Source organism: Devosia enhydra (assembly GCF_900119845.1).
Lineage (GTDB): Bacteria > Pseudomonadota > Alphaproteobacteria > Rhizobiales > Devosiaceae > FPKU01.
In genome coordinates this window covers 42,917-61,653 of sequence record NZ_FPKU01000001.1, presented here as the reverse complement: position 1 = coordinate 61,653, position 18,737 = coordinate 42,917, and the positions used below count along the sequence as shown (strand labels likewise).

The 18,737-nt window shown below is 65.8% G+C and carries 16 protein-coding genes; all 16 read right to left on the bottom strand.

Annotated elements, in window-relative coordinates:
- Positions 1 to 13 precede the first annotated feature (13 nt).
- The 16 genes from rfbC to BT183_RS00200 all read right to left on the bottom strand — a co-directional run bounded on the left by rfbC (position 14) and on the right by BT183_RS00200 (position 18,688).
- Positions 14 to 565: a dTDP-4-dehydrorhamnose 3,5-epimerase gene (rfbC, locus tag BT183_RS00275; RefSeq protein WP_072338438.1), complete on the bottom strand. Its 552-nt coding sequence runs from the start codon at positions 563 to 565 to the stop codon at positions 14 to 16.
- 124 nt (positions 566 to 689) lie between these two features.
- Positions 690 to 2,000 (bottom strand): sugar transferase, encoded by a 1,311-nt coding sequence (locus tag BT183_RS00270; RefSeq protein WP_084603144.1) that lies wholly within the window; start codon positions 1,998 to 2,000, stop codon positions 690 to 692.
- Between the two features lie 116 nt (positions 2,001 to 2,116).
- Positions 2,117 to 3,424: an O-antigen ligase family protein gene (locus BT183_RS00265; protein WP_143145586.1), complete on the bottom strand. Its 1,308-nt coding sequence runs from the start codon at positions 3,422 to 3,424 to the stop codon at positions 2,117 to 2,119.
- Entirely contained in the window at positions 3,408 to 4,637 is a 1,230-nt protein-coding gene (locus BT183_RS00260) for a tetratricopeptide repeat protein (RefSeq protein ID WP_143145585.1), read from the bottom strand. Before BT183_RS00260 ends, BT183_RS00265 begins: the two co-directional genes overlap by 17 nt.
- Complete coding sequence (locus BT183_RS00255; RefSeq protein ID WP_072338434.1) at positions 4,558 to 6,912, bottom strand: GumC family protein; 2,355 nt, start codon at positions 6,910 to 6,912, stop codon at positions 4,558 to 4,560. The genes BT183_RS00260 and BT183_RS00255 overlap by 80 nt, the downstream gene beginning before the upstream one ends.
- A 37-nt stretch (positions 6,913 to 6,949) precedes the next feature.
- Positions 6,950 to 7,669, bottom strand: coding sequence for a polysaccharide biosynthesis/export family protein (locus BT183_RS00250; protein WP_177282325.1), 720 nt, complete (start codon positions 7,667 to 7,669; stop codon positions 6,950 to 6,952).
- A gap of 32 nt (positions 7,670 to 7,701) precedes the next feature.
- Complete coding sequence (locus tag BT183_RS00245; protein WP_177282323.1) at positions 7,702 to 8,526, bottom strand: tyrosine-protein phosphatase; 825 nt, start codon at positions 8,524 to 8,526, stop codon at positions 7,702 to 7,704.
- A 56-nt stretch (positions 8,527 to 8,582) separates the two neighbouring features.
- The gene (locus BT183_RS00240) at positions 8,583 to 9,047 is read right to left on the bottom strand and encodes a hypothetical protein (RefSeq protein WP_072338433.1); all 465 of its coding nucleotides are present in this window, start codon (positions 9,045 to 9,047) and stop codon (positions 8,583 to 8,585) included.
- A gap of 192 nt (positions 9,048 to 9,239) precedes the next feature.
- Positions 9,240 to 10,418, bottom strand: coding sequence for an amino acid aminotransferase (locus BT183_RS00235; RefSeq protein WP_072338432.1), 1,179 nt, complete (start codon positions 10,416 to 10,418; stop codon positions 9,240 to 9,242).
- A gap of 28 nt (positions 10,419 to 10,446) precedes the next feature.
- On the bottom strand, positions 10,447 to 12,060 hold the full coding sequence (locus BT183_RS00230) for an HAL/PAL/TAL family ammonia-lyase (RefSeq protein WP_072338431.1): 1,614 nt from the start codon (positions 12,058 to 12,060) through the stop codon (positions 10,447 to 10,449).
- The gene (locus tag BT183_RS00225) at positions 12,057 to 13,352 is read right to left on the bottom strand and encodes a Zn-dependent hydrolase (RefSeq protein ID WP_072338430.1); all 1,296 of its coding nucleotides are present in this window, start codon (positions 13,350 to 13,352) and stop codon (positions 12,057 to 12,059) included. Before BT183_RS00225 ends, BT183_RS00230 begins: the two co-directional genes overlap by 4 nt.
- Positions 13,352 to 14,734 (bottom strand): dihydroorotase, encoded by a 1,383-nt coding sequence (locus BT183_RS00220; protein ID WP_072338429.1) that lies wholly within the window; start codon positions 14,732 to 14,734, stop codon positions 13,352 to 13,354. The genes BT183_RS00225 and BT183_RS00220 overlap by 1 nt, the downstream gene beginning before the upstream one ends.
- A gap of 10 nt (positions 14,735 to 14,744) precedes the next feature.
- Entirely contained in the window at positions 14,745 to 15,809 is a 1,065-nt protein-coding gene (locus BT183_RS00215; protein ID WP_084603142.1) for an oligopeptide/dipeptide ABC transporter ATP-binding protein, read from the bottom strand.
- On the bottom strand, positions 15,802 to 16,839 hold the full coding sequence (locus tag BT183_RS00210) for an ABC transporter ATP-binding protein (protein WP_072338428.1): 1,038 nt from the start codon (positions 16,837 to 16,839) through the stop codon (positions 15,802 to 15,804). Before BT183_RS00210 ends, BT183_RS00215 begins: the two co-directional genes overlap by 8 nt.
- On the bottom strand, positions 16,836 to 17,726 hold the full coding sequence (locus BT183_RS00205; protein ID WP_072338427.1) for an ABC transporter permease: 891 nt from the start codon (positions 17,724 to 17,726) through the stop codon (positions 16,836 to 16,838). The genes BT183_RS00210 and BT183_RS00205 overlap by 4 nt, the downstream gene beginning before the upstream one ends.
- Positions 17,723 to 18,688, bottom strand: a complete 966-nt coding sequence (locus tag BT183_RS00200) for an ABC transporter permease (protein ID WP_072338426.1) — start codon at positions 18,686 to 18,688, stop codon at positions 17,723 to 17,725. Before BT183_RS00200 ends, BT183_RS00205 begins: the two co-directional genes overlap by 4 nt.
- Between the last annotated feature and the right edge of the window lie 49 nt (positions 18,689 to 18,737).

The following is an 18,737-nucleotide window of genomic DNA, read 5'->3' as shown; positions in this document are numbered from 1 at the left end:
CGTCTCGTCCCTGTCAAAACAGCTCGCCGACATCGGCCAGTAGCGGGGCGGCGGCGTCCTTGGGGCTCAGAATGGCCTCGCCTGCCCCGAGCCCCCAATCGATGCCGATGGCCGGATCGTCATAGCGTATCGCACGATCAGATGCCGGGGCATAAGTATGAGAACATTTATAGGCCACCTGTGTATCGGGTTCGCGCGTCACAAAGCCATGGGCAAAGCCTTTGGGCACCAGCAGCTGCAATTGATTGTCGGCGGACAACTCGATTGCAAACCAGCGCCCGAACGTCGGACTGTCCCGGCGCAGGTCGACAGCGACATCGAGGATGCGCCCGTGGACGACCCGAACCAGCTTGTCCTGTGCGTGCGGGCGCAATTGATAATGCAGGCCGCGCACGGTTCCGGACCGGCGCGACAGCGACTGGTTATCCTGGACGAAGTCGATGGAGAGGCCGGCCTCTTCGAACCGATGGCGGTTCCAGACCTCGCTGAAATACCCGCGCTCGTCCTCAAACCGCTGCGGCTTGATGACGAACACCCCAGCAAGCGGTGCCTGGCTGATATCCATCGGTTTTGCCTCCGAACTCGATACGGGGTCCTTTCGTCGGACCCTCTCTTGACTTGCGGGCCTCAACCCCCGCGCGACGTGCCAACCGGGCTTGCCGGCCGTCAGCTCTGTTGAGCCGTCTGGTTCAACGCGCACCGAAGCCGGTGATGACGGTACCGATGGTACGGAACAGGATCAGCATATCGAGCCAGAACGAGAAGTTCTTGATGTAATAGAAATCGTAATGCAGCTTTTCCTGGACCTGGTCAACTGCCACGACATGCCCCTGATTGACTTGGACCCATCCGGTTATACCAGGAGGCACGATGTGCCTATACTGGTAAAATGGCAGCTTGCGCGCATAAAGCTCAGACAGCGGCACCGCTTCCGGGCGCGGGCCAACCCAGCTCATTTCCCCACGGAGAATGTTGATCACCTGGGGCAATTCATCGATCCGGCAGGGTCGCAGCCAGCGACCGATACGGGTGATGCGCGGATCATTGTCACGCGTCATGGCCCGTTCGGCAGCAGCCTTGCCGGCCACCGGGGCGGCATCGTCCATGCGCATGGTGCGGAATTTGTAGCAGGTGAAGACTTCGCCACGGAAGCCGATCCGCTTCTGGGTGAACAGGATCGGGCCCTTGCTGTCGAGCTTGATCGCGATGGCAAGGAGCGCGCAGAGCGGCAGGAGCAACGGCAGGAGAACCAACGCGGAAAGCCAGTCGGCCAGCTGCTTGGACTGCATGTAGATGGACGCAGGATTGAGCGAACCCAGAGTGTTTTCAGACAGATGGGCGATCTCGACACGACCGGTGAGCGATTCCTGCACCTGGCGCACGTGGTAGACCGGCACACCCTGGAGTACGGCATCGGCAACGAATCGGGTCCAGTCCTCCGGCAGATCGGCGCGCAGATCGGCAACGATACCATCGCAGCGCAGCCCACTCAGTCGGGGTTCGCTCAGCATGGCCCAGTCGACCCCCCGAACATCGAGAAGTGTCGCTCCATCACCGCCGGGGACGATGAGCAGGCGCGGCCTCGCCAGATGCCCGAAGGCCACCTGCAGCAGGTAAAGCCAGACGATGGCGATCCCCAGGCTGACGGGGAACAGGAAGCGGTTGTAGTCGATGCGCGCGAAAAAGAAGATGAGCAGCACGACCCCGAAGGCGAACATCATCGCCGGCACGATATAGGAAGCGCGCCGGACGCCGGGCAGCGGCTCCATCTGGTGCATGATGATGATGCCGAAAAGGATGGCCAGAGCCGAGCCGGCGGCGGTGTTGACCTGCACATCCTGCAGCCAGCCGGGGAAATAGAAGCCCCAGCGCAGTGCCACGGGCACGATGACCGCCAGCACGACCGCGCCCAGAAACTGATAGCGGAGCCGCAACAATTGCGCTGCGCCAGCAGGTTTCGGCGGGAGGTCGGCCGCGCCGTATCCCGAGAGTTCAGCCATATATGACCCCAGCCCCTTGACGAGCGGCGCAACCGGTCCGCCTAATATTTAAGCAGAACGGTGGACATCGCCCGTCAGGGCAGCACAATGCCGTGTATTCTGCACCAGTCAACCCGTTAATTGACTCTCACGAGCGCGCGCACACGCTCATCGCCCTGTCGCGGTTGCTGGGCAGCGTCGCCGTCTGCCATTATCGCCACAGTCGGCACCATCGCGTCCATACGCGACAGTATGATGGCGTTGAGCCATGCAAACACCATGGCAAGACCCATGGTGCGCAGGGGGTAATCCACGAGGGTGTGCACGAGCACGAACAGGACGGCGAGGGCGGCGGCGCGCTGGATGGGCAGGCACGGTCTCAAAAGAACGCGCCAGGCCAGAAGCGTGACATAGGCCAGCATCAACAGCAGCGCTGGAATGCCGCCCTCGATGAACAGCTCGAGAAAGTCATTATGGGCGTGATTGACGACTTCGGAAAAGAACTCGTCTGCCGACTGTACCCTCGGATAGGCCAGGGTGAAGGTGCCGAACCCGGAACCCCAGGGCAGGCTGGCGAGAGCGGCCTCGAAGGCAGTGGCGAAGATCGCCGGACGATCAAGCGCACTGTCCGGACGCAGACCCAGGACATTGCCGGGGTTGAGCAGCAGCACTGCGCTCCCGAGCAGAACCGCCGCCCCGAGAACGGCTCGAGCCACCCCTTTCATCGGTGCGAGCACGGCAAAGGAGAGCAGCGTACAGCCCAGCGCGATGAAGATGCCCGCCACCGAGCCGGCCGCGAACTGGATGAAGATGACGAAGGCAACGACCGGGACAGCGACCCAGGCGCGCTGCATCGATACCGCCTGATAGACAACGAACGGAATGGCCACAAAGAGCAGCGACGAGAAATGGTTCGGGTTGGCGAAGAAACCTGCGACCGGTTCGTAGGGCAGCAGCCCGATCACGACCTGGCGCGTGGCGGCGAACTGCACCAGCGCTACCGCCATGTTGACGACCAGCCCGAGAAAGAAGAAGCGCAGCAGCCGATTGTGGTCGTTTTCCGAGAGCCCGGTTGCGAACACAAGCATGGTGAAAGCGGCGAGCATGAAGGCGAGACTATCGAGGGTTCGACCCATGCCGAGGGTGAGAGACCCCGCCTCGGGGACGGAAGGATGATCGACGAGACCGAGGGGCAGAAGCTGAAGCGCGAAGATGAGGATGGTGCCCACCAGCACGGCAGTGCCCAGCCGGCCCAGATGGCGGATCGCAGCCTGGAAGTCGGTGACGAGAATCAGCGGCAAGACCGCAAGCTGGATGACGAAGGCGCTCCAGAGGCCCTTCGCAGTGCCGCCGCCCAGCACCAGCGCCAAGGCTATCACCAGCCCGCAATAGAGAACCGCGCTCCACGGCACCACGGCGCTGGGGGGATCAGAGGCGCGTGACACTGACGGACCTCACGGAGAAGCTGCCGGAATAGCGGTCGCGCCAGCTGTCGGTCTCGACGCCGGTTTCAAGGCTGAGCCGCTGCAGGGCGCAATCGGTGGCCGGCACCTCGAATGTCACCTCGCTCGCCCGAGCGGCATAGCTGCCGGTTTCGGCGGCCAGCCGAACAAGCTCCCCCTGCCGGCCGCCTACGCAGGCAAGCCGCCAATAGAGGCCGCGAGGGGCCTGCAACTGGCTGGCATCAGCCTCCATGGCGAGGCTGTATCGACCGGTCGGCAGCCGCAGCAGCTGCGCCACGCCACCGAGCCGAGCGGGACTGTCGAGAAAGCGCACGAGGAGCCCCCCCGAGCCCGGAGCGTCGATCCCGAGGCGCATCTCAGCACCGGTGCCCTGGCGAAAGCTCCAGCCGAAATGATACCGGCCGGCCGGCTGGGTGAACCCGGGATCGAAAACATAGCCGGCAACGCTCCGCTCCTCAGGAGAGAGCGAGGCCATGAAGAGCTGGTAGGCGGAAGCGACGGCGCCCCGCCCCACGAGCGCGGCGATCACCGCATTGACGTCTCCTGCATCCGCAGGCGCCCCTGCGGCCAGTTCCGCGCCGACGAGGGCGGAGACCATGGGCAACCCCGCCTCGGTTCGTAGCAGATGCCGCAGGGCCGAGGATCGCCAGGGCGGCCGTTGCCCCAGGCGGTCGGCCAGCTCGCTGCGGCCATCCGGCGTGCCAGCCATGTAGGTGAGGACTTCGGCCAGTTGCGGCCAGTAGGACGGCCAGCGACGAAGCGCGACATCGATGAGATCGAGCACCTCGGCATGCTCCCCCGCCGCGAGGCTGCGATCGAGCAGCCGCAGGATGGCATGGATCTCGGTAGCCGAGATGGCGCGTGCCTGTTCAAAAAGGGCATAGCCTCCGTCCCGATCGCCCTCGCGCTCGAGAACGGCGCCGAGCGCACTCATCGCGCGAGCATCGCCGGGCGCAGCGGCTAGCGTCCGCTCAGCAGTGCCGCGCAGCGCCTCCAGCGAACCCGGCGCAAGCTCTGACGCGGCGAGCGCGCGGGCAATAGCGGCGATGCCGGCATCGGCATTGAAGGGATTTACCGTGAGCGCGGCAGCCGGATTGTCCGGTTGCAGCAGCTGGCTAACGCCATTTGGGACGATAAGCGCGCAGGCGACCAAGAACACGCTCAGCCTGACGGGTAATGCGAGCGGCGAGAGCATTGTCCTCCTGGCTTTCCTTGTTCTCCAGCTTGGGCTGTTCGCCGCCATAGCCGTAATAGGAACTGTACATGTTCCTGTAGGCATAGCTGTACTCGACGCGCTTGACGTCAAGCTTGTTGAGGGTTGCACCGATGATATGACCGCCCGCCGAGCGCAGGCGCTTTAAGGCCGACTGCGCGGCCTTTCGCGGCACTTGATGGGCGGAAACCACGAGCAGCGTGGCTTCCGAGAGGCGGGAGAGGATCAGCGCATCTGAGAGCCCGAGGACAGGCGGACCATCGATGATCACCATGTCATAGGCCTTGGCACAGGCATGGATGATCGCGCCCATGCGGTGGGAAGAGAGCAGATCGGCCGGGTTGGGCACCATCGGTCCGGAGGGCAGGAGCGTAACGTTCTCGACCTCCGTGGGCTTGAAGATGGCATTGCTGTCCTCCTGCGCCACGGTATTGGTCAAAAGGTTGGTGAGCCCGGTGGTATTGTTGATCTTGAACTGGCGGTGCAGCGTCGGCCGGCGGAGGTCGGCATCGATGATGAGGACACGCACGCCGATCGCGGCAAATTCCTCAGCCAGCTTGACCGCCGATGTGGATTTGGATTCGCCCGGCTCGGCGCTCGTGACCAGAAGCGTCTTGGGCGCGCCATCCGTGCCGGCAAACTGCAATGAGGTGCGCAGCGATCGATAGGCCTCCGATATCGGCGAGCGCGTATCGTGCAAAACGCTCGACAGATCGCCCGGCATCAGCGGGATGATGCCCAGAACCGGCAGCTGCAGGTCGGCCTCGATCTGATCGGGAACGTTGAACTTGTTGTTGAGCAACTCGAGCAGGTAGATGAGCGCGGCTACGAGCGCCGCCCCGACCCCAAGGAAGATGAGGAGGTTGCGCGCTATGCTCGGGGCATAGGGCGAGCCGGGGGTCACCGCGAAATCGACCACCTCGATATTGGCGCGGCGCAACTCCGAGACCACCGTCAACTCGTTGAGCTTGCCGATCAGCGCCTGATACTGCGTCCGGTTCGATTCCACCTCGCGCTGGAGGATGGTGTACTGGATGTTCTTGTCCTGGAAATCCGCCTGGGCCTGCTCGAGTTCGGCGAGCTTGGCGCGAAGGTCGGACTCGGCGCGGACGGAGCCTTCGTAATTGAGTCGGATTCCCGCGACGATGGCGGCCATGGCGACCTGGATCTGCCGGTCGATCTCCGCGATCTGCGCGGACATGGTGCGCATCTGCGGGAAATCGGGCTTATAGATCGTCAGGTTCTGCTGGTACTCGGCCTGCAGACCGGCCTTGCGGGTCTGGAGCGACTGGATGGTCTCGCTCTCGACCACCTGCGTCAGGGCGCCTGCGCCCCCCGATTCCGCCTGGGCAAGGATGCGCTCATTGGTGAGCCTCTCGCGGATCGCCTCCGAGAGCCCGGCATTGATCTCGCGGATATTGGCGCTGACCAGCGAGCCATCGGTACCCGTGGACGAAATGCCGACCGAACGGGCATAGGCGACGAGCTCAGCCTCGGAGCTTTCGAGGCGCTGCTTGAGATCGCGCACCTGCTCCTCGATGAACTGGCGGGCCAGCACCGAGGTCTCGACGGTCCGATCCACCTGCTGGTCCATGTAGGACCGCACGACCTGATTGGCGATCGCGGCCGCCTTCTCCCGGTCGGTGGAAGCAAAGGAGACGGCGAGCAGGCTCGTGCCGCGCACGAGCGCGACATCCAGATCGGCGAGGAGATTGGCGACGGCGATGGCCTCGCGCTGTTCGGCACCGAAATCATCGACGGAAGCGCGCGGGGCGCTGCCGAAAACACGGGCAAAAATGTTGCCGACCGAGAAATCCGGCGCCGGGAACAGGAAGCTGGCATCCGAGGCGAGGCCCAGTTGCGAAACCACGCGGCGGGCAAGGTCGCGGCTCTTGAGCTTTTCGCGCGCCGTCTCGAAGGTGCGCATGTCGCTCGACTGGGCGACAACGTCCATATCCTCGAGCACGCGGGCCGAAGGAACCATGATCTCGACCCGCGCGGTGGCGCGGTATTTGGGCGTCTGCATCAGGGTGACGACGCCGCCGACCACAAGGGCTATGGCCAGCGCGATGACGATCAGCCAGCGATATTTGACGACGTAAAGGAGCAGCTTGAGGGGGTTGAAACCCTCATCGGGCTCGACCGGCAGTTCGCCATAGCCGCGCCGGTCCAGTGCAGGATCGTAGCCGGCAACAGCCCCGCCCTGGCCCCGGAAGGCCGGGACCTGCTGCCCGCTCGAATTGTTCCGATCCAGCACTCTTTACTCCGCCCCGCCCTGAACCAGGACCTCACAGTTACAATAGCAGCCCCGAGGCGCTCGAAGCCAGACCCAGGGCTTCGCGCAGGTTCTGCCCGAAGATCCTAATCCCCGAGGCAAACACCACCACTACATCGCCCCCGGCAATGCGCGGATCGGGCCTGCGCCCCTCGCGTATAGCCGCGACGTCATATTGTGCAACCAGCTTCTCGGCGCCGACATCGCGGAAGACGAAGACCTTGGAGGGATCGGCGATGGCGTTGAGCCCGCCAGCAAGGGCCACCACCTGCAGCAGCGTTGTGTTGGCACCGGTGGGGTAAAGCCCGGCGCTGCGCACCTCGCCATCCACGGTAACCCGCTGGCCGGCCGAAGATTTCATCGAGACCGTGATCTCGGGATTCTGTAGATAGCGGCTGCCATAGAGCCGCTTCAGATCGGCCTGGAATTCGGGGATTGTCCGCCCGGCGGCACGCACGCTGCCGATCAGCGGCAGCGTCACATTGCCCGAACCGTCGACCTCGGCCTGATGGTCGAGCTCGTCGACCCGGAAGACATCGATGGCCAGAACGTCATTGGCGGCGATGCGCTGAACCGCTGCACCCGAGGAATCGACGGGGTTGGGGAGGCTCGCCACCGTGCGCAAGCCGCCGCCGAGGGACTGGCCCGCGGCAATTTCGGGCGATTCGACGCTCGCGGCCGGTCGCGCCATCTGCGAAGCGCCCGAACAGGCGCCCAGCACCACAACCAAAGGCAGCATCAAAGCCGCCAACCTGCCGAACGCACGCATGCTCAACCCTTTTCGCCCCGCCGGAACCAGCCCGCCCAGCCGGCCTGCCTGCCCTGTTTTTGTGGCGCATCTGAGGACGGCCCGGGCCGGGCCGGCAAATCCGCGTTCGCGACGATCGCAGAAGGCCTCAGGCGCATCATCGCATCGGCTTCCGCCTGCCCCAGACGCGCCGCGACCAGCGCGTGAGCGGCCGAAAGGCTGGGCGGCCGGCTCGTCAGGTTGTGCCCATCGCTCGCTATGATGTCGACAAGGCCATCGTCGAGCATGCGCTCCGAAAGCTGACGGATGCGTGGACCGAACCGGCCCGTGATCGAACCGGCCGTCAATTGCATGGGAATGCCCATGGCGCTGAGCCGGCGGATGAGATCGTAATGCTGCTCGACCCAGGAGAGACGCTCGGGATGGGTGAGGATGGGCACGTAGCCGGCTTCGAGCAGGCTGGCGAGCAACTGCTCCATGCGCGGGGGCAGCACATGATGGGGCGGCTCGAAGAGGAAGTATCGCGACCCGGCAAGGGTCGGAATCTCACCGGCGCGGAGCTTGGGGAGCAGATCGGGCGCCATGTGCACGTCAGCGCCCATAGCGACCGCAAGCCCGATCGACGCGGCATCGAGATCCTGGCGAAAGGCTGACAGCGCGGCATCGATGCGGGAGGCGGTATTGTCATAGATGCCGGGGGTAATGTGCGGGGTGCAGAGCACCAGTTCGGTGCCATCGGCCAGCGCCATGCGGGCCATGGCGAGGCTGGTCTCGATCGAGCCCGAGCCGTCATCGAGCCCGAAGAGCAGATGACAGTGGATGTCGATGAAGCCGTTCTCTTGCTGCAATGCGACGATGCGCCCGACCTGCCCTGCATCGCATCCGGCCGCGCCGGCGCGACGGCCTACCTGCTAACGTTGAGCCCGCCCAGCCCGAAGACGAGGGCTGCCGCAGCGCCGCCGGCCGCGACCGCACCGCCCGCGATGATCAGCGGCATGCCATTGCCGTCAACCAGCGGCGGCGCCGTGGATTCGTCCACATGCTGGACGCAGATGTTGTTCTGAACGACCGAGATCAGCACGCGCACCTGGGCGCCCACGGTGGCCGAGCAGCCGCCGATGGAATAACTGGCCAGCGAGCTGTCGCCGGTCGAGAATTCCGAGGACGTGCTGATGGCCGTATTGGACGAGACGAGGACGATGCCATTGGAGCCCGGAACATAGACCGAGCCCGACACCGTCCCGATGACCCCGCCATTGGGCGCAGTGGAAAGGCCGGTGACGCAGGTGCAATCCGAAAGCGCCTGAGCCTGAGCACCGCTGACCGCAACCAGAAGCCCCGCACAAGACAGGACAAAACCCGCCGCCAATCCCAACGCCCGTGCCACAGGAAGACCTCTCAACATGCCCAGCCAATGAAGGACAATAGGAGACACCCCTTAACATGTCCATGCCGACGATCGTCATAATGCGTCATAAGGGCTGTTTTCGCATGTGCCAGACGCAATGCTGTGGCGACACCGCCACATGGGTAGATTTGCGGAGGGGCCGCTCGGCGCCCTCTACAGTATGGCCTCGAGCGCCCGCTTCAGCACCGGAATCTGAGAAATCTGCAATCCCGCCAGGTTGATCCGCCCGTCATCCACCATGTAGATGCCGAAGGTCTCGCGCATGCGGGCAACCTGAGCCGGAGTGAGCGGGAGCAGGGAGAACATGCCCTTCTGGGCGCCCAGCCCCCTGAGCCCGGGATGGCCGAGGGAAACGAGTGCCGCAGCAAGAGCAGCGCGGGTCGATGCGATTCGGTTGCGCATCGCCTCCACATCGGCGCGCCAGAGCGCCGCTGATGCGGGATCGGCGAGAATGTCGCGCACCAGGGCCGCGCCATGGTCGGGCGGCATCGAATAGGCGATGCGCGACTGCACGGTGAGCTGGGCGCGGGCGATATCGGCTTCTGCGGGCGTGCGGGCGAGGATGAAGGCTGCCCCGGCCCGGTCGCGATAGATGCCGAAGTTCTTTGAACAGCTGTAGGCAACCACAAGCTGCGGCAGCGTCCGGATCAGCAGGCGCGTTGCCCAGGCATCGGCCTCGAGTCCGTCTCCGAAGCCCTGATAGGCGAGATCTATGAAGGCGAAGATTTCGCGTTCGGCGATGGCGTCCGCGATCTTTTGCCAATCCTCGCGGCTCGGGTCGGCGCCGGTGGGATTGTGGCAGCAACCATGCAGCATGATGACATCGCCGGAGGCCATCGCGGCGATGTCTTCGAGCATGTTTTCGAGCGCGACGCCGCCGGTTGCCGGATCGTAATAGCGATAGCGCGAAAGCTTGAGCCCTGCATCGGCGAGGAGAGCCGCGTGGTTGACCCAGGTGGGATCGGGCAGGTGAACGGTTGCGCCCGGCCGGGCGCGGGCAATGAGCCCGGCGAGCAGCCGCAGCGCCCCTGCCCCGCCCGTCGTCTGGATGCCGCGCAGGCGATCGACCGGCGCGTCGGACCCAAACGCCAGGTCGCGCACCAGTTCGACAAAGCGCGGGTCGCCCGCCGGCCCCACATAGGCCTTGGTGGTGGCGGCGGCATCGAGGCGCGCCTCGGCGCGTCGCACCACATCGAGAATGGGGGTCAACCCCTGGGCGTCGCGATAGACCCCGACGCCCAGATCGATCCGCTCGGGCCGTGTATCGGCCCTGAAGAGGTCCATGAGCGACAGGATCTTGTCGGGCGGCGGAGCGGTCAGCGCTTCGAGCATGGCGGTCCCTTTACCTCGTTCTGCCCCGTCAGTTCAGCGTGCCGATGGCCGCCTCGACGGCATCGAGCACGCTGCCCGAGCGGGCCGCCTCGAGCGCCGGGCGGATCTGGTTCTGCATGTAGCTGTCCTCCTGGGTGAAGGGCACGCTCTTGCGCAGCGCCTCGTAGGCCACGGCGCTGCCGGCACCGAGAGCAAATCGGCCGAGCGGTTCCTGGGTCAGGAAGATGGCGCGGGCGGCGAGCAGATATTCCACCCCGATGATCTTGGGCATGTTGTCGAGCACCTGGCGAGCCTTGCGGCACGACCAGGCGGCCATGGACACGTGATCTTCCTGGCTCGACTTGGTGGGGATGGTATCGGCAACCGACGGGTAGGCCAGCGTCTTGTTTTCCGACGTCACGGCCGCCGCAGCGGTGGAGATGATGCCATAACCGTAATTGAGCCCGATGGGCTTGCCGGCGAGGTTCGGCGGCAGCCCGTAATTGAGCGTGGTGTCGCAGAGCGCGAACAGCCGCCGCTCGGAGATGTTGCCGATCTCGATCAGCGCGATGGCGAGGATATCCATGGCGAAGCCGAGCGGCTCGCAGTGGAAATTGCCGCCCGACATGAATTCGAGCCCGCCGCGATCATTCCAGAACACCAGCGGATTGTCGGTCGCAGCGTTGAGTTCGCGGGTCACGATGGTCCAGCAATGGTCGAGCTGGTCGCGACACGAGCCGTGCACCTGCGGCATGCAGCGGAAGGAATACTGGTCCTGCACGCGGGCGGTGTGGACGGGGTGAAGGATGTCGTCCTCGAGCCGCACGGCGCGGGCCGCCTCGCTGGTGCGCCGGCTGCCGGCGGTGATACGGCGGACATTCTCGGCGGCGGCGATCTGGCCGGGCTGCTTGCGCACGGCATGGATGCGGGCATCGAAAGCGGCTTGCTCGCCGCGAATGGCCTCGAGGCTGAGGGCCGCGGCGGTGTCGGCCACCTTCATGATGCGGCGCGCATCGAAAAGGTTGAGCGCGGCCATGCCGGCACAGAGCGAATTGCCATTGATCAGCGCCAGGCAGTCCTTGGCCTTGAGATCGAAATCGATCGGCGAGATGCCGGCCTTCTTGAGCGCCTCGCGGGCCGGCATACGCACGCCCTCGTAGTAGGCCTCAGCCTCCTCATAGCCGATGAGCACCGAAACCATATGGGCGAGCGGCGCAAGATCGCCCGATGCGCCCACCGAGCCCTGGATCGGCACGACCGGATGAACGCCGGCATTGAGGAGTGCCACGAGGCGATCGACCACTTCGATGCGCAATCCTGAGGCGCCGAGGCAGAAGGCATTGATGCGGACCGCCATCATGGCCCGCACGATCTCGATGGAGGCCGGCTCGCCGATGCCCGAGCAGTGGGAGAGCACGATGTTCTTCTGGAAGCGGTCGTTGTCGGCCTGCGAGATGGCGTAGTCCTTGAGCTTGCCGACGCCGGTGTTGAAGCCATAGGTCGGCGGCGCGTTCTCGGTCAGCCAGTTCTCGTCGATATAGTCGCGCACGCGGATGATCTCGGCGCGCGCTGCGTCGGAAATGGCGACCTTGGCGCCCTCGCGGGCGATGCGCACGACATCATCGATGGTGAGGCTGTCGCCGTCGAAAACAATGGCGGTCATGACTGGCGTCCTTTCGGGAGACGATTGAGGTCCGCGCCGGCAGGGGCCTGGTCGCGGAGAATGAGGGCGTTGAGCAGAACGTCGGCGCCGAGCGCGAGCGCCTCGGGGTCGGTCCATTCCTCCGGGCAATGGCTGGCACCATCGCGTGAGGGCACGAAGAGCATTGCGGAGGGGGCGATCCGGGCCATGAAAGCCGCGTCATGGCCGGCGCCCGAGGCGAGCGGCCGCGTGGTCGCGGACACGGACGATGCGGCGGCGGCGATGGTATCGCGCAGCGCGGCGTCGCACGCTACGGCGCGGGTCCGGCTGATTTCGGTGAGCGCGGCAACCCGACACCCTTCGGCCGCGGCCGCTTCCCCGGCGATGATCGCGAGATGTTCGATAAAGCCGGCCATGGCGCCATCGTCCTCGGCGCGGATGTCGACGATGGCCTCGGCGGCGCCGGGCACGACATTGGCACCGCCAGGTTCAAGTTTCGCCACCCCGACGGTCGCGGTGAAATGGCCCACCCCGATCACGGCGCGGGCAGCATCGCGCAGCGCGAGCATAAAGCGCGAAAGCGCCAGCCCGGCATCGGCGCGCATGTGCATGGGCTGGGTCCCGGCGTGGCCGGCGACCCCTTCGAAGCGGGCGCGCACCCGGCCGATGCCGGCAATGCCCGAGACGATGCCGATATCATCGCCTTCGGCCTCGAGCACCGGCCCCTGCTCGATGTGGAGTTCAACAAAGGCCAAAATGTCGTCGCGCCTGGCGCTGTCGAGTCGGGCAATTGATCCGCCAACCCGGTCGATCGCAGCGGCGAGGCTCTCGCCGGCGGGCCCGAGAGACGCAAGGTCCTTGGCAGAGAGAGCGCCCGCCATGCCGCGGCTGCCGATGCAGGAGAGGGCCCATTCGCTGGGCTCTTCGGCAAGGAAATCGACGAGTTCGAACGTGTGCACCGGGTCGTAGCCGGCAGCACGCAGCGCACGGATGGCGGCGAGCCCGGCGAGGACACCGGCAATGCCATCGAAGCGGCCGCCATCAGGGACGGTATCGGAATGCGAACCGGTCATCAGCACCGCAGCATGAGGATTGTTGGCTGACCATCTGCCGATGAGATTGCCGGCCGCATCGATGCGTGTCTCAAGACCGGCCTCGGCGAAACGGCCGGCAAGCCAGGCGCGCCCTTGAAGAAAGCGCGGAGAGAAGGAACGGCGCGTCCACGGGCGGCCGGGCTCGGTGATCTGTGCAAGGGCATCGATGTCGGCAGCGAAAGCGGCGCGATCGATGCGCAGCGGGCGGTGCGCGTGCATCAGGCGGCCTCGCTCGCAAGCCTGGCGGCGCGGGTGGGCCGCACGAACCGGCCGTCGCCGGGAGCCGCCAGCACCGTCTTGCCGTCGAAAATCATGCGCCCGCGCTGGAAGGTCGCGATGGGGCGGTGGCGGATGAGACGTCCCTCATAGGGGCTCCAGTGCACGACGGTGTTGCCGCTCTCGGCCGGATCATAGAGGCGAGGCCGCTCGGCATAGACGGCGATGTCGGCTTCAAGCCCCGGCGCCAGCGCGCCCTTGCGGTCAGAAAAGCGGAACAATCGTGCCGGATTGCCCGACATCAGCCGGGCGGCGTGCGAGAGCGGCAGACCGCGCTCGGTCAGCCCGTCGAGCAGAAGGCTCGTCATCACCTCGAGCCCCGGCATCCCCGAAGCATTGTCGAGCATGGCCTTGTGCGACTTGCTGGCAAGGCTCCAGGCGACGTGATCGGTCGAAACCACCGTGATCGCACCGGCCGCCAGCTTCTGCCAGAGCGCCTCGCGCTCGGCCCGCCCACGGATCGGCGGATTGCACTTGGCCTTGCCCCCGAGGCGAGAGACATCGTCCTCCTCGCAGAGCACGAGATAGTGGATGCAGGCTTCGATGGTGGCATCGACGCCCTGGGCCCGATAGGCCTCGGCGAGCTCATAGCCGCGCCCCACCGAGCAGTGCACGATATGGCCGGCGGCACCGGTGGCTCGCGCGATCTCGTAGACCTCGGCGATGGCGAGGGTTTCGGCGATGGGCGGGCGCGAGGCGCCATGGGCGCGATAATCGGTGATGCCGGCCGCCTTCACCGCTGCCGAAAAGGCGCGCACGCACTCGTCATTCTCGTTGTGCACCCCGGCGATGAGGCCGGTTCTGGCGACCTCGGCGATGGCTTCGTAAAGGAGCGGGGTCGCGATGCGCGGAAAGCGCTCGGGATGGGTCTCGAAGGTCGAGAACTTGAATGCCGCCGCCCCCGCTTCGGCCATGCCGGCGATATGAGCGGTGCCGTGGGCGGCGTTGATGGTGCCGTAGAGTGCGAAATCAACCCGCGCCTGGGCGCCGGCGCTCTCGGCCTTTTCGAGCAGCATCTGCGGGGTAGAAATGAGCTTTCCCGCATCATAGGGCATGTCGACGATGGTGGTGACACCACCGGCGGCTGCCGCTCGGGTGGACCAGATGAAGTCCTCCTGATCGGCCTGCGAGCGCGAATGCACCTGCGGGTCGATGGCGCCGGGCAGGACGAGGGCGTCGCCGAAATCGAGCACCTCGCCGGCGGCCGGACTGTCGCCGGTGCCCATGAGCCGGATCAGCCCGTCGCGGATGGCGATGTAGCCGTTCTCGATCGTGCCGGCTTCGGTGACGAGCGTACCACGGATGAGGGTATCGAAATCGGCCATGGGGTCCTCGTCAGGCTGGCGTGGAAAGAGCGGCGGGCCGGGACGAATTGCCCTGCCCTAACTCTGGCAACGGATGGTGGCAGGCGGCGTACTGGCCCTGAGCCATGGGACGCAGCTGCGGCTCCACCTCCGCACACAGCGCATCGGCGCGCGGGCAGCGCAGGCGGAAGCGGCATCCCGAGGGCGGGGCCAGCTGGGAATGCGGCTCGGCACCGCCCTCGCCGGCCGGAATGCGGCGCGCAGGGTCGGGCACGGGGATCGCATCGAGCAGGCGGCGCGTGTAGGGATGGGCGGGGGCGCGATAGATATCGTCGGCCCGGCCGATCTCGACCATGCGCCCCATATAGAGCACCGCGACCCGATCGCTGACATTCCGCACCACGGCAAGGTCGTGCGAAATGAAGATCAGCGCGAGATTGCGCGCGGCCCGGATGTCCTGCAGCAGATTGATGACATGGGCCTGAACCGAGACGTCGAGCGAGGCGACAGGCTCGTCGCAGACGATCATATCTGGCCCGAGCGCGAGGGCGCGGGCGATCGCGAGACGCTGGCACTGGCCACCCGAGAACTGGTAGGGCCGGCGCCCTTCGACCATGGCGCGGCTGAGCCCGACATCGGCCAGCGCCTGATCGACGCGGCGGCGGCGCTCGTCGCGTGGCATGCCCTGGATCTCGAGGCCCTCGCCCACGATGTCGACGACCTTGCGGCGCGGGTTGAACGAGGACACCGGATCCTGGAAGATCATCTGCATGCGCCGGCGCATGAGCCGCATCTGGGCGCGTGAGAGCGTCGCCAGATCGTCATCCTCATAAGTGATCGCGCCGCCAAGATCGGCGCCATGAGCGGGCACGAGCTGCAGGATCGCCCGGCCGATGGTGGTCTTGCCCGACCCGGATTCGCCCACGAGCCCGAGCGTTTCGCCGCGCGCCAGATCGAACGACACGTCCGACACGGCGTTGAAGATCTTCTGGCCACGCCGGAACGACACGGTCAGGTTGCGCACCTTGAGCGCGGCGTCATCGCGCAGGTAGCCGAGATCGCCGGCGGACGTGACCGAAGGAGCGTCGCTAGACATTTGCGGCCTCCGGCTGGCGGACCGACGCGTCGCCCGATATGCCGGCATCAAGCGGCACATGGCAGGCGAAGCGGTGCCGGCCATCGGCGGAGACGGTCATGGGCGGCATGGCGGCCCGACAGGCATCGATGGCGGCCGGGCAGCGTGGCGCGAACGGGCAGCCGGGTTCGGGATGGGCAAGGCTGGGGGGCTGGCCGGGAATGGTGGCGAGGCGGGTATGAGCCGGCTGGTCGATGCGCGGCATGGCCGAGAGCAGCGCGGCGGTGTAGCGGTGGCGCGGCGACGCAAAAAGCCGCTCGGTGGGCGCATGCTCGACGAGGCGGCCACCATACATCACGATCACCTCGTCGGTGCGGCCGGCAACGACGCCCAGATTGTGGGTGACAAGGATCATCGACATGCGCCGGCGCTGTTGAAGCGTCTGCAACAGGTCGAGAATATCCTTCTGCACCGTGGCATCGAGCGCGGTGGTCGCCTCGTCGGCGATCAGCAGCTCGGGATCGCAGGCGAGCGCCGTGGCGATCATGATGCGCTGCTTCATGCCGCCCGAAAACTGGTGCGGAAAGCCGTGATAGCATTCGGCCGCATCGGGAATGCCGACCGCACGCAGCAGCGCTATCGCCTTCTCCCGCGCGGCGCGGCGATCGAGCCCGAGATGCTTGCGGCTCGCCTCTTCCACCTGGCGGCCGACCCGCACGAAGGGGTTGAGCGAGGTCATCGGGTTCTGGAACACCATGCCGACGCGCCGCCCCAGCGTGGTGCGACGGGTTCGGGTATCAAGGCTCTGGAGGGCCGTGCCATCGAGGCGCACCGCGCCCGTGACCGCGGCGCGGGACGGCGCGATATCCATGATCGTCTTGACCAGCATGGACTTGCCCGCCCCGGATTCCCCTACGATGCCGAGGGCGGTGGCATGCGGCAGGGTGAAACTGACATCGGTCAGGATGCGCATGGCACCCGCCGGGCCCGGCACGGCGCAGGAGAGATTTTCGACCGCGAGCAGCGGATGAATGTCGGACGGGACCGTCATAGCTGCTTTTCCCGCCTGTCGATGCGGCGCGAGAGATAGTCGCCGACGGTGTTGAGCGCGAAGACGGTGCAGACGATGGTGAGGATCGGCCCGAAGATCAGCAGCGGGAAGCGGCTCAACAGGTCGGTGGAATCGGCGATCATGCCGCCCCAGCTCGGCGCCGGCGGCGCGATGCCATAGCCCAGGAAGCTGAGCGAGCCTTCGGTGATGATGAGCCCGGCCATCAGAGGCGGAACGAGCGCGGCCAGCGTCGGCATCAGATTGGGCAGGATCTCGCGGAGCAGGATGCGGGCATCGCTGGCCCCGAGCGCGCGGGCGGCGAGGATATAGTCGCGGTCATATTGCGAGATGACGCCGCCCTTGGCGATGCGGGCATAAGTGCCGATCTCGAGAAACCCCAGCGCGAGCGTCATGGTGGTGACCGAGGGACCGGTCGCCGTGAGCAGGGCGAGGATGACCAGGATCGGGGGCAGCGCGGCTACGGTGTTGGCGAAGAGATCGACGAAGCGCTCGATGATGCCGCGATAATAGCCGGCAAGCATGCCAAGGAGCAGCCCGAAGCCCAGCGAGATCAGGGTCGCGATGCCTACGATGGTCAGGGTGGCGCGCGCACCATGCAGGATGCGGGAGAAGATGCTGCGCCCCAGCCCATCCGTGCCGAAAAGCCCGTTGATCGACCATTCGGGGGGCCGGGAGAAATCGCCATAGGGAAAATTGGGGCGCACGAGACCGGGTATGCGATCGGCGAAGATGGCGCCCGCGATCAGAAGCAAGAGAAAGAGGAAGGAGAAGGCTTCGGCCAGCGTGAGCCTGGGCCAGCGCAAGCGGCGCGGGGCCGCGAGGGGCTTTTCACCGGCGGAAACGGGATGGGCCTCGAGTGTGCTCATGTGGCCTGCACCCTTGGATCGATGAGGGCATAGCCGAGATCGACGAGGATGAAGACGACCACGAAGATGACGACGGTGAGCGAGAGGATGGCCTGGACCACGGGCAGATCATGGTTCTTGACCGCATTCAGGACCGTCCAGCCGATACCGGGCACGGCGAAATAGCTCTCCACGATGAACGAGCCGCCGAGGAGGAAGGTCATCGAAAGGCCGAGCACCGTCAGCACCTGGGGCAGCGATGGGCGCAGCGCGTGGCGCAGCATGATGTAGCTCGTCGACAGGCCCTTGGCGCGCGCCACCAGCACGAAATCCTCCTGCAGGGTCGCGGCGAACTGACTGCGGGCGACGCGAAAGAAATAGGCCGACTGGTGCACCGAAAGGCTCAGAACCGGCAGGGCGACGAACATCAGATTGCCCAGCGGATCGACGAAGGGCGATACCCATCCGGTGGCCGGAAGCCAGCGTAGCACGATGGAAAAGACGTAGGAGAGCACCACCACGGAGACGAAGGTGGGAATGGACAGAAGAAACGAGGTGACTGCGCTCAGCGTCGAATCCACCAGGCCGCCGGCGCGCGCCGCCGAAACCATGGCGAGGGGGATGGCGAGGAGCAGGGAGACCAGCATGGCAAGCAACGCGATCTCGAAGGTCACTGCCGCGCGATTGACCAGCAGCTCAGCGACCGGCTGGCGCGAGAAGAGCGTATAGCCCAAATCGCCTCGGGCAAGGCCGCCCAGCCAGTCGAGATAGCGGATGACGGCCGGGCGGTCGTAGCCATATTCGGCATTGAGCGCGGCGATCTGCTCGAGTGTGGCGTTTTCGCCCAGAATGGTCTGGGCGGCAGAGCCGGGCATCAGGTCCGAGAGCGCGGTGGCCGCGAAGGTCACGAGCACGAATACGGGGATGCCGGCGAGCAGCCGGGTTCCGGCGGCCCGCAGATAGGTCGATCCGGCACTACGCATGTGATGACCTCCCCTGCCCTTCGAGATGACTGCCGATGCCGCTCGCCTT

Coding starts and splice junctions, on each gene's coding strand:
- BT183_RS00210 (WP_072338428.1), bottom strand. CDS start 16,839: ATGACGGTCCCGTCCGACATTCATCCGCTGCTCGCGGTCGAAAATCTC.
- BT183_RS00225 (WP_072338430.1), bottom strand. CDS start 13,352: ATGCACGCGCACCGCCCGCTGCGCATCGATCGCGCCGCTTTCGCTGCC.
- BT183_RS00230 (WP_072338431.1), bottom strand. CDS start 12,060: ATGACCGCCATTGTTTTCGACGGCGACAGCCTCACCATCGATGATGTC.
- BT183_RS00235 (WP_072338432.1), bottom strand. CDS start 10,418: ATGCTCGAAGCGCTGACCGCTCCGCCGCCCGACAAGATCCTGTCGCTC.
- BT183_RS00215 (WP_084603142.1), bottom strand. CDS start 15,809: ATGTCTAGCGACGCTCCTTCGGTCACGTCCGCCGGCGATCTCGGCTAC.
- BT183_RS00250 (WP_177282325.1), bottom strand. CDS start 7,669: ATGCTGCCTTTGGTTGTGGTGCTGGGCGCCTGTTCGGGCGCTTCGCAG.
- rfbC (WP_072338438.1), bottom strand. CDS start 565: ATGGATATCAGCCAGGCACCGCTTGCTGGGGTGTTCGTCATCAAGCCG.
- BT183_RS00205 (WP_072338427.1), bottom strand. CDS start 17,726: ATGAGCACACTCGAGGCCCATCCCGTTTCCGCCGGTGAAAAGCCCCTC.
- BT183_RS00200 (WP_072338426.1), bottom strand. CDS start 18,688: ATGCGTAGTGCCGGATCGACCTATCTGCGGGCCGCCGGAACCCGGCTG.
- BT183_RS00270 (WP_084603144.1), bottom strand. CDS start 2,000: ATGGCTGAACTCTCGGGATACGGCGCGGCCGACCTCCCGCCGAAACCT.
- BT183_RS00260 (WP_143145585.1), bottom strand. CDS start 4,637: ATGCTCTCGCCGCTCGCATTACCCGTCAGGCTGAGCGTGTTCTTGGTC.
- BT183_RS00220 (WP_072338429.1), bottom strand. CDS start 14,734: ATGGCCGATTTCGATACCCTCATCCGTGGTACGCTCGTCACCGAAGCC.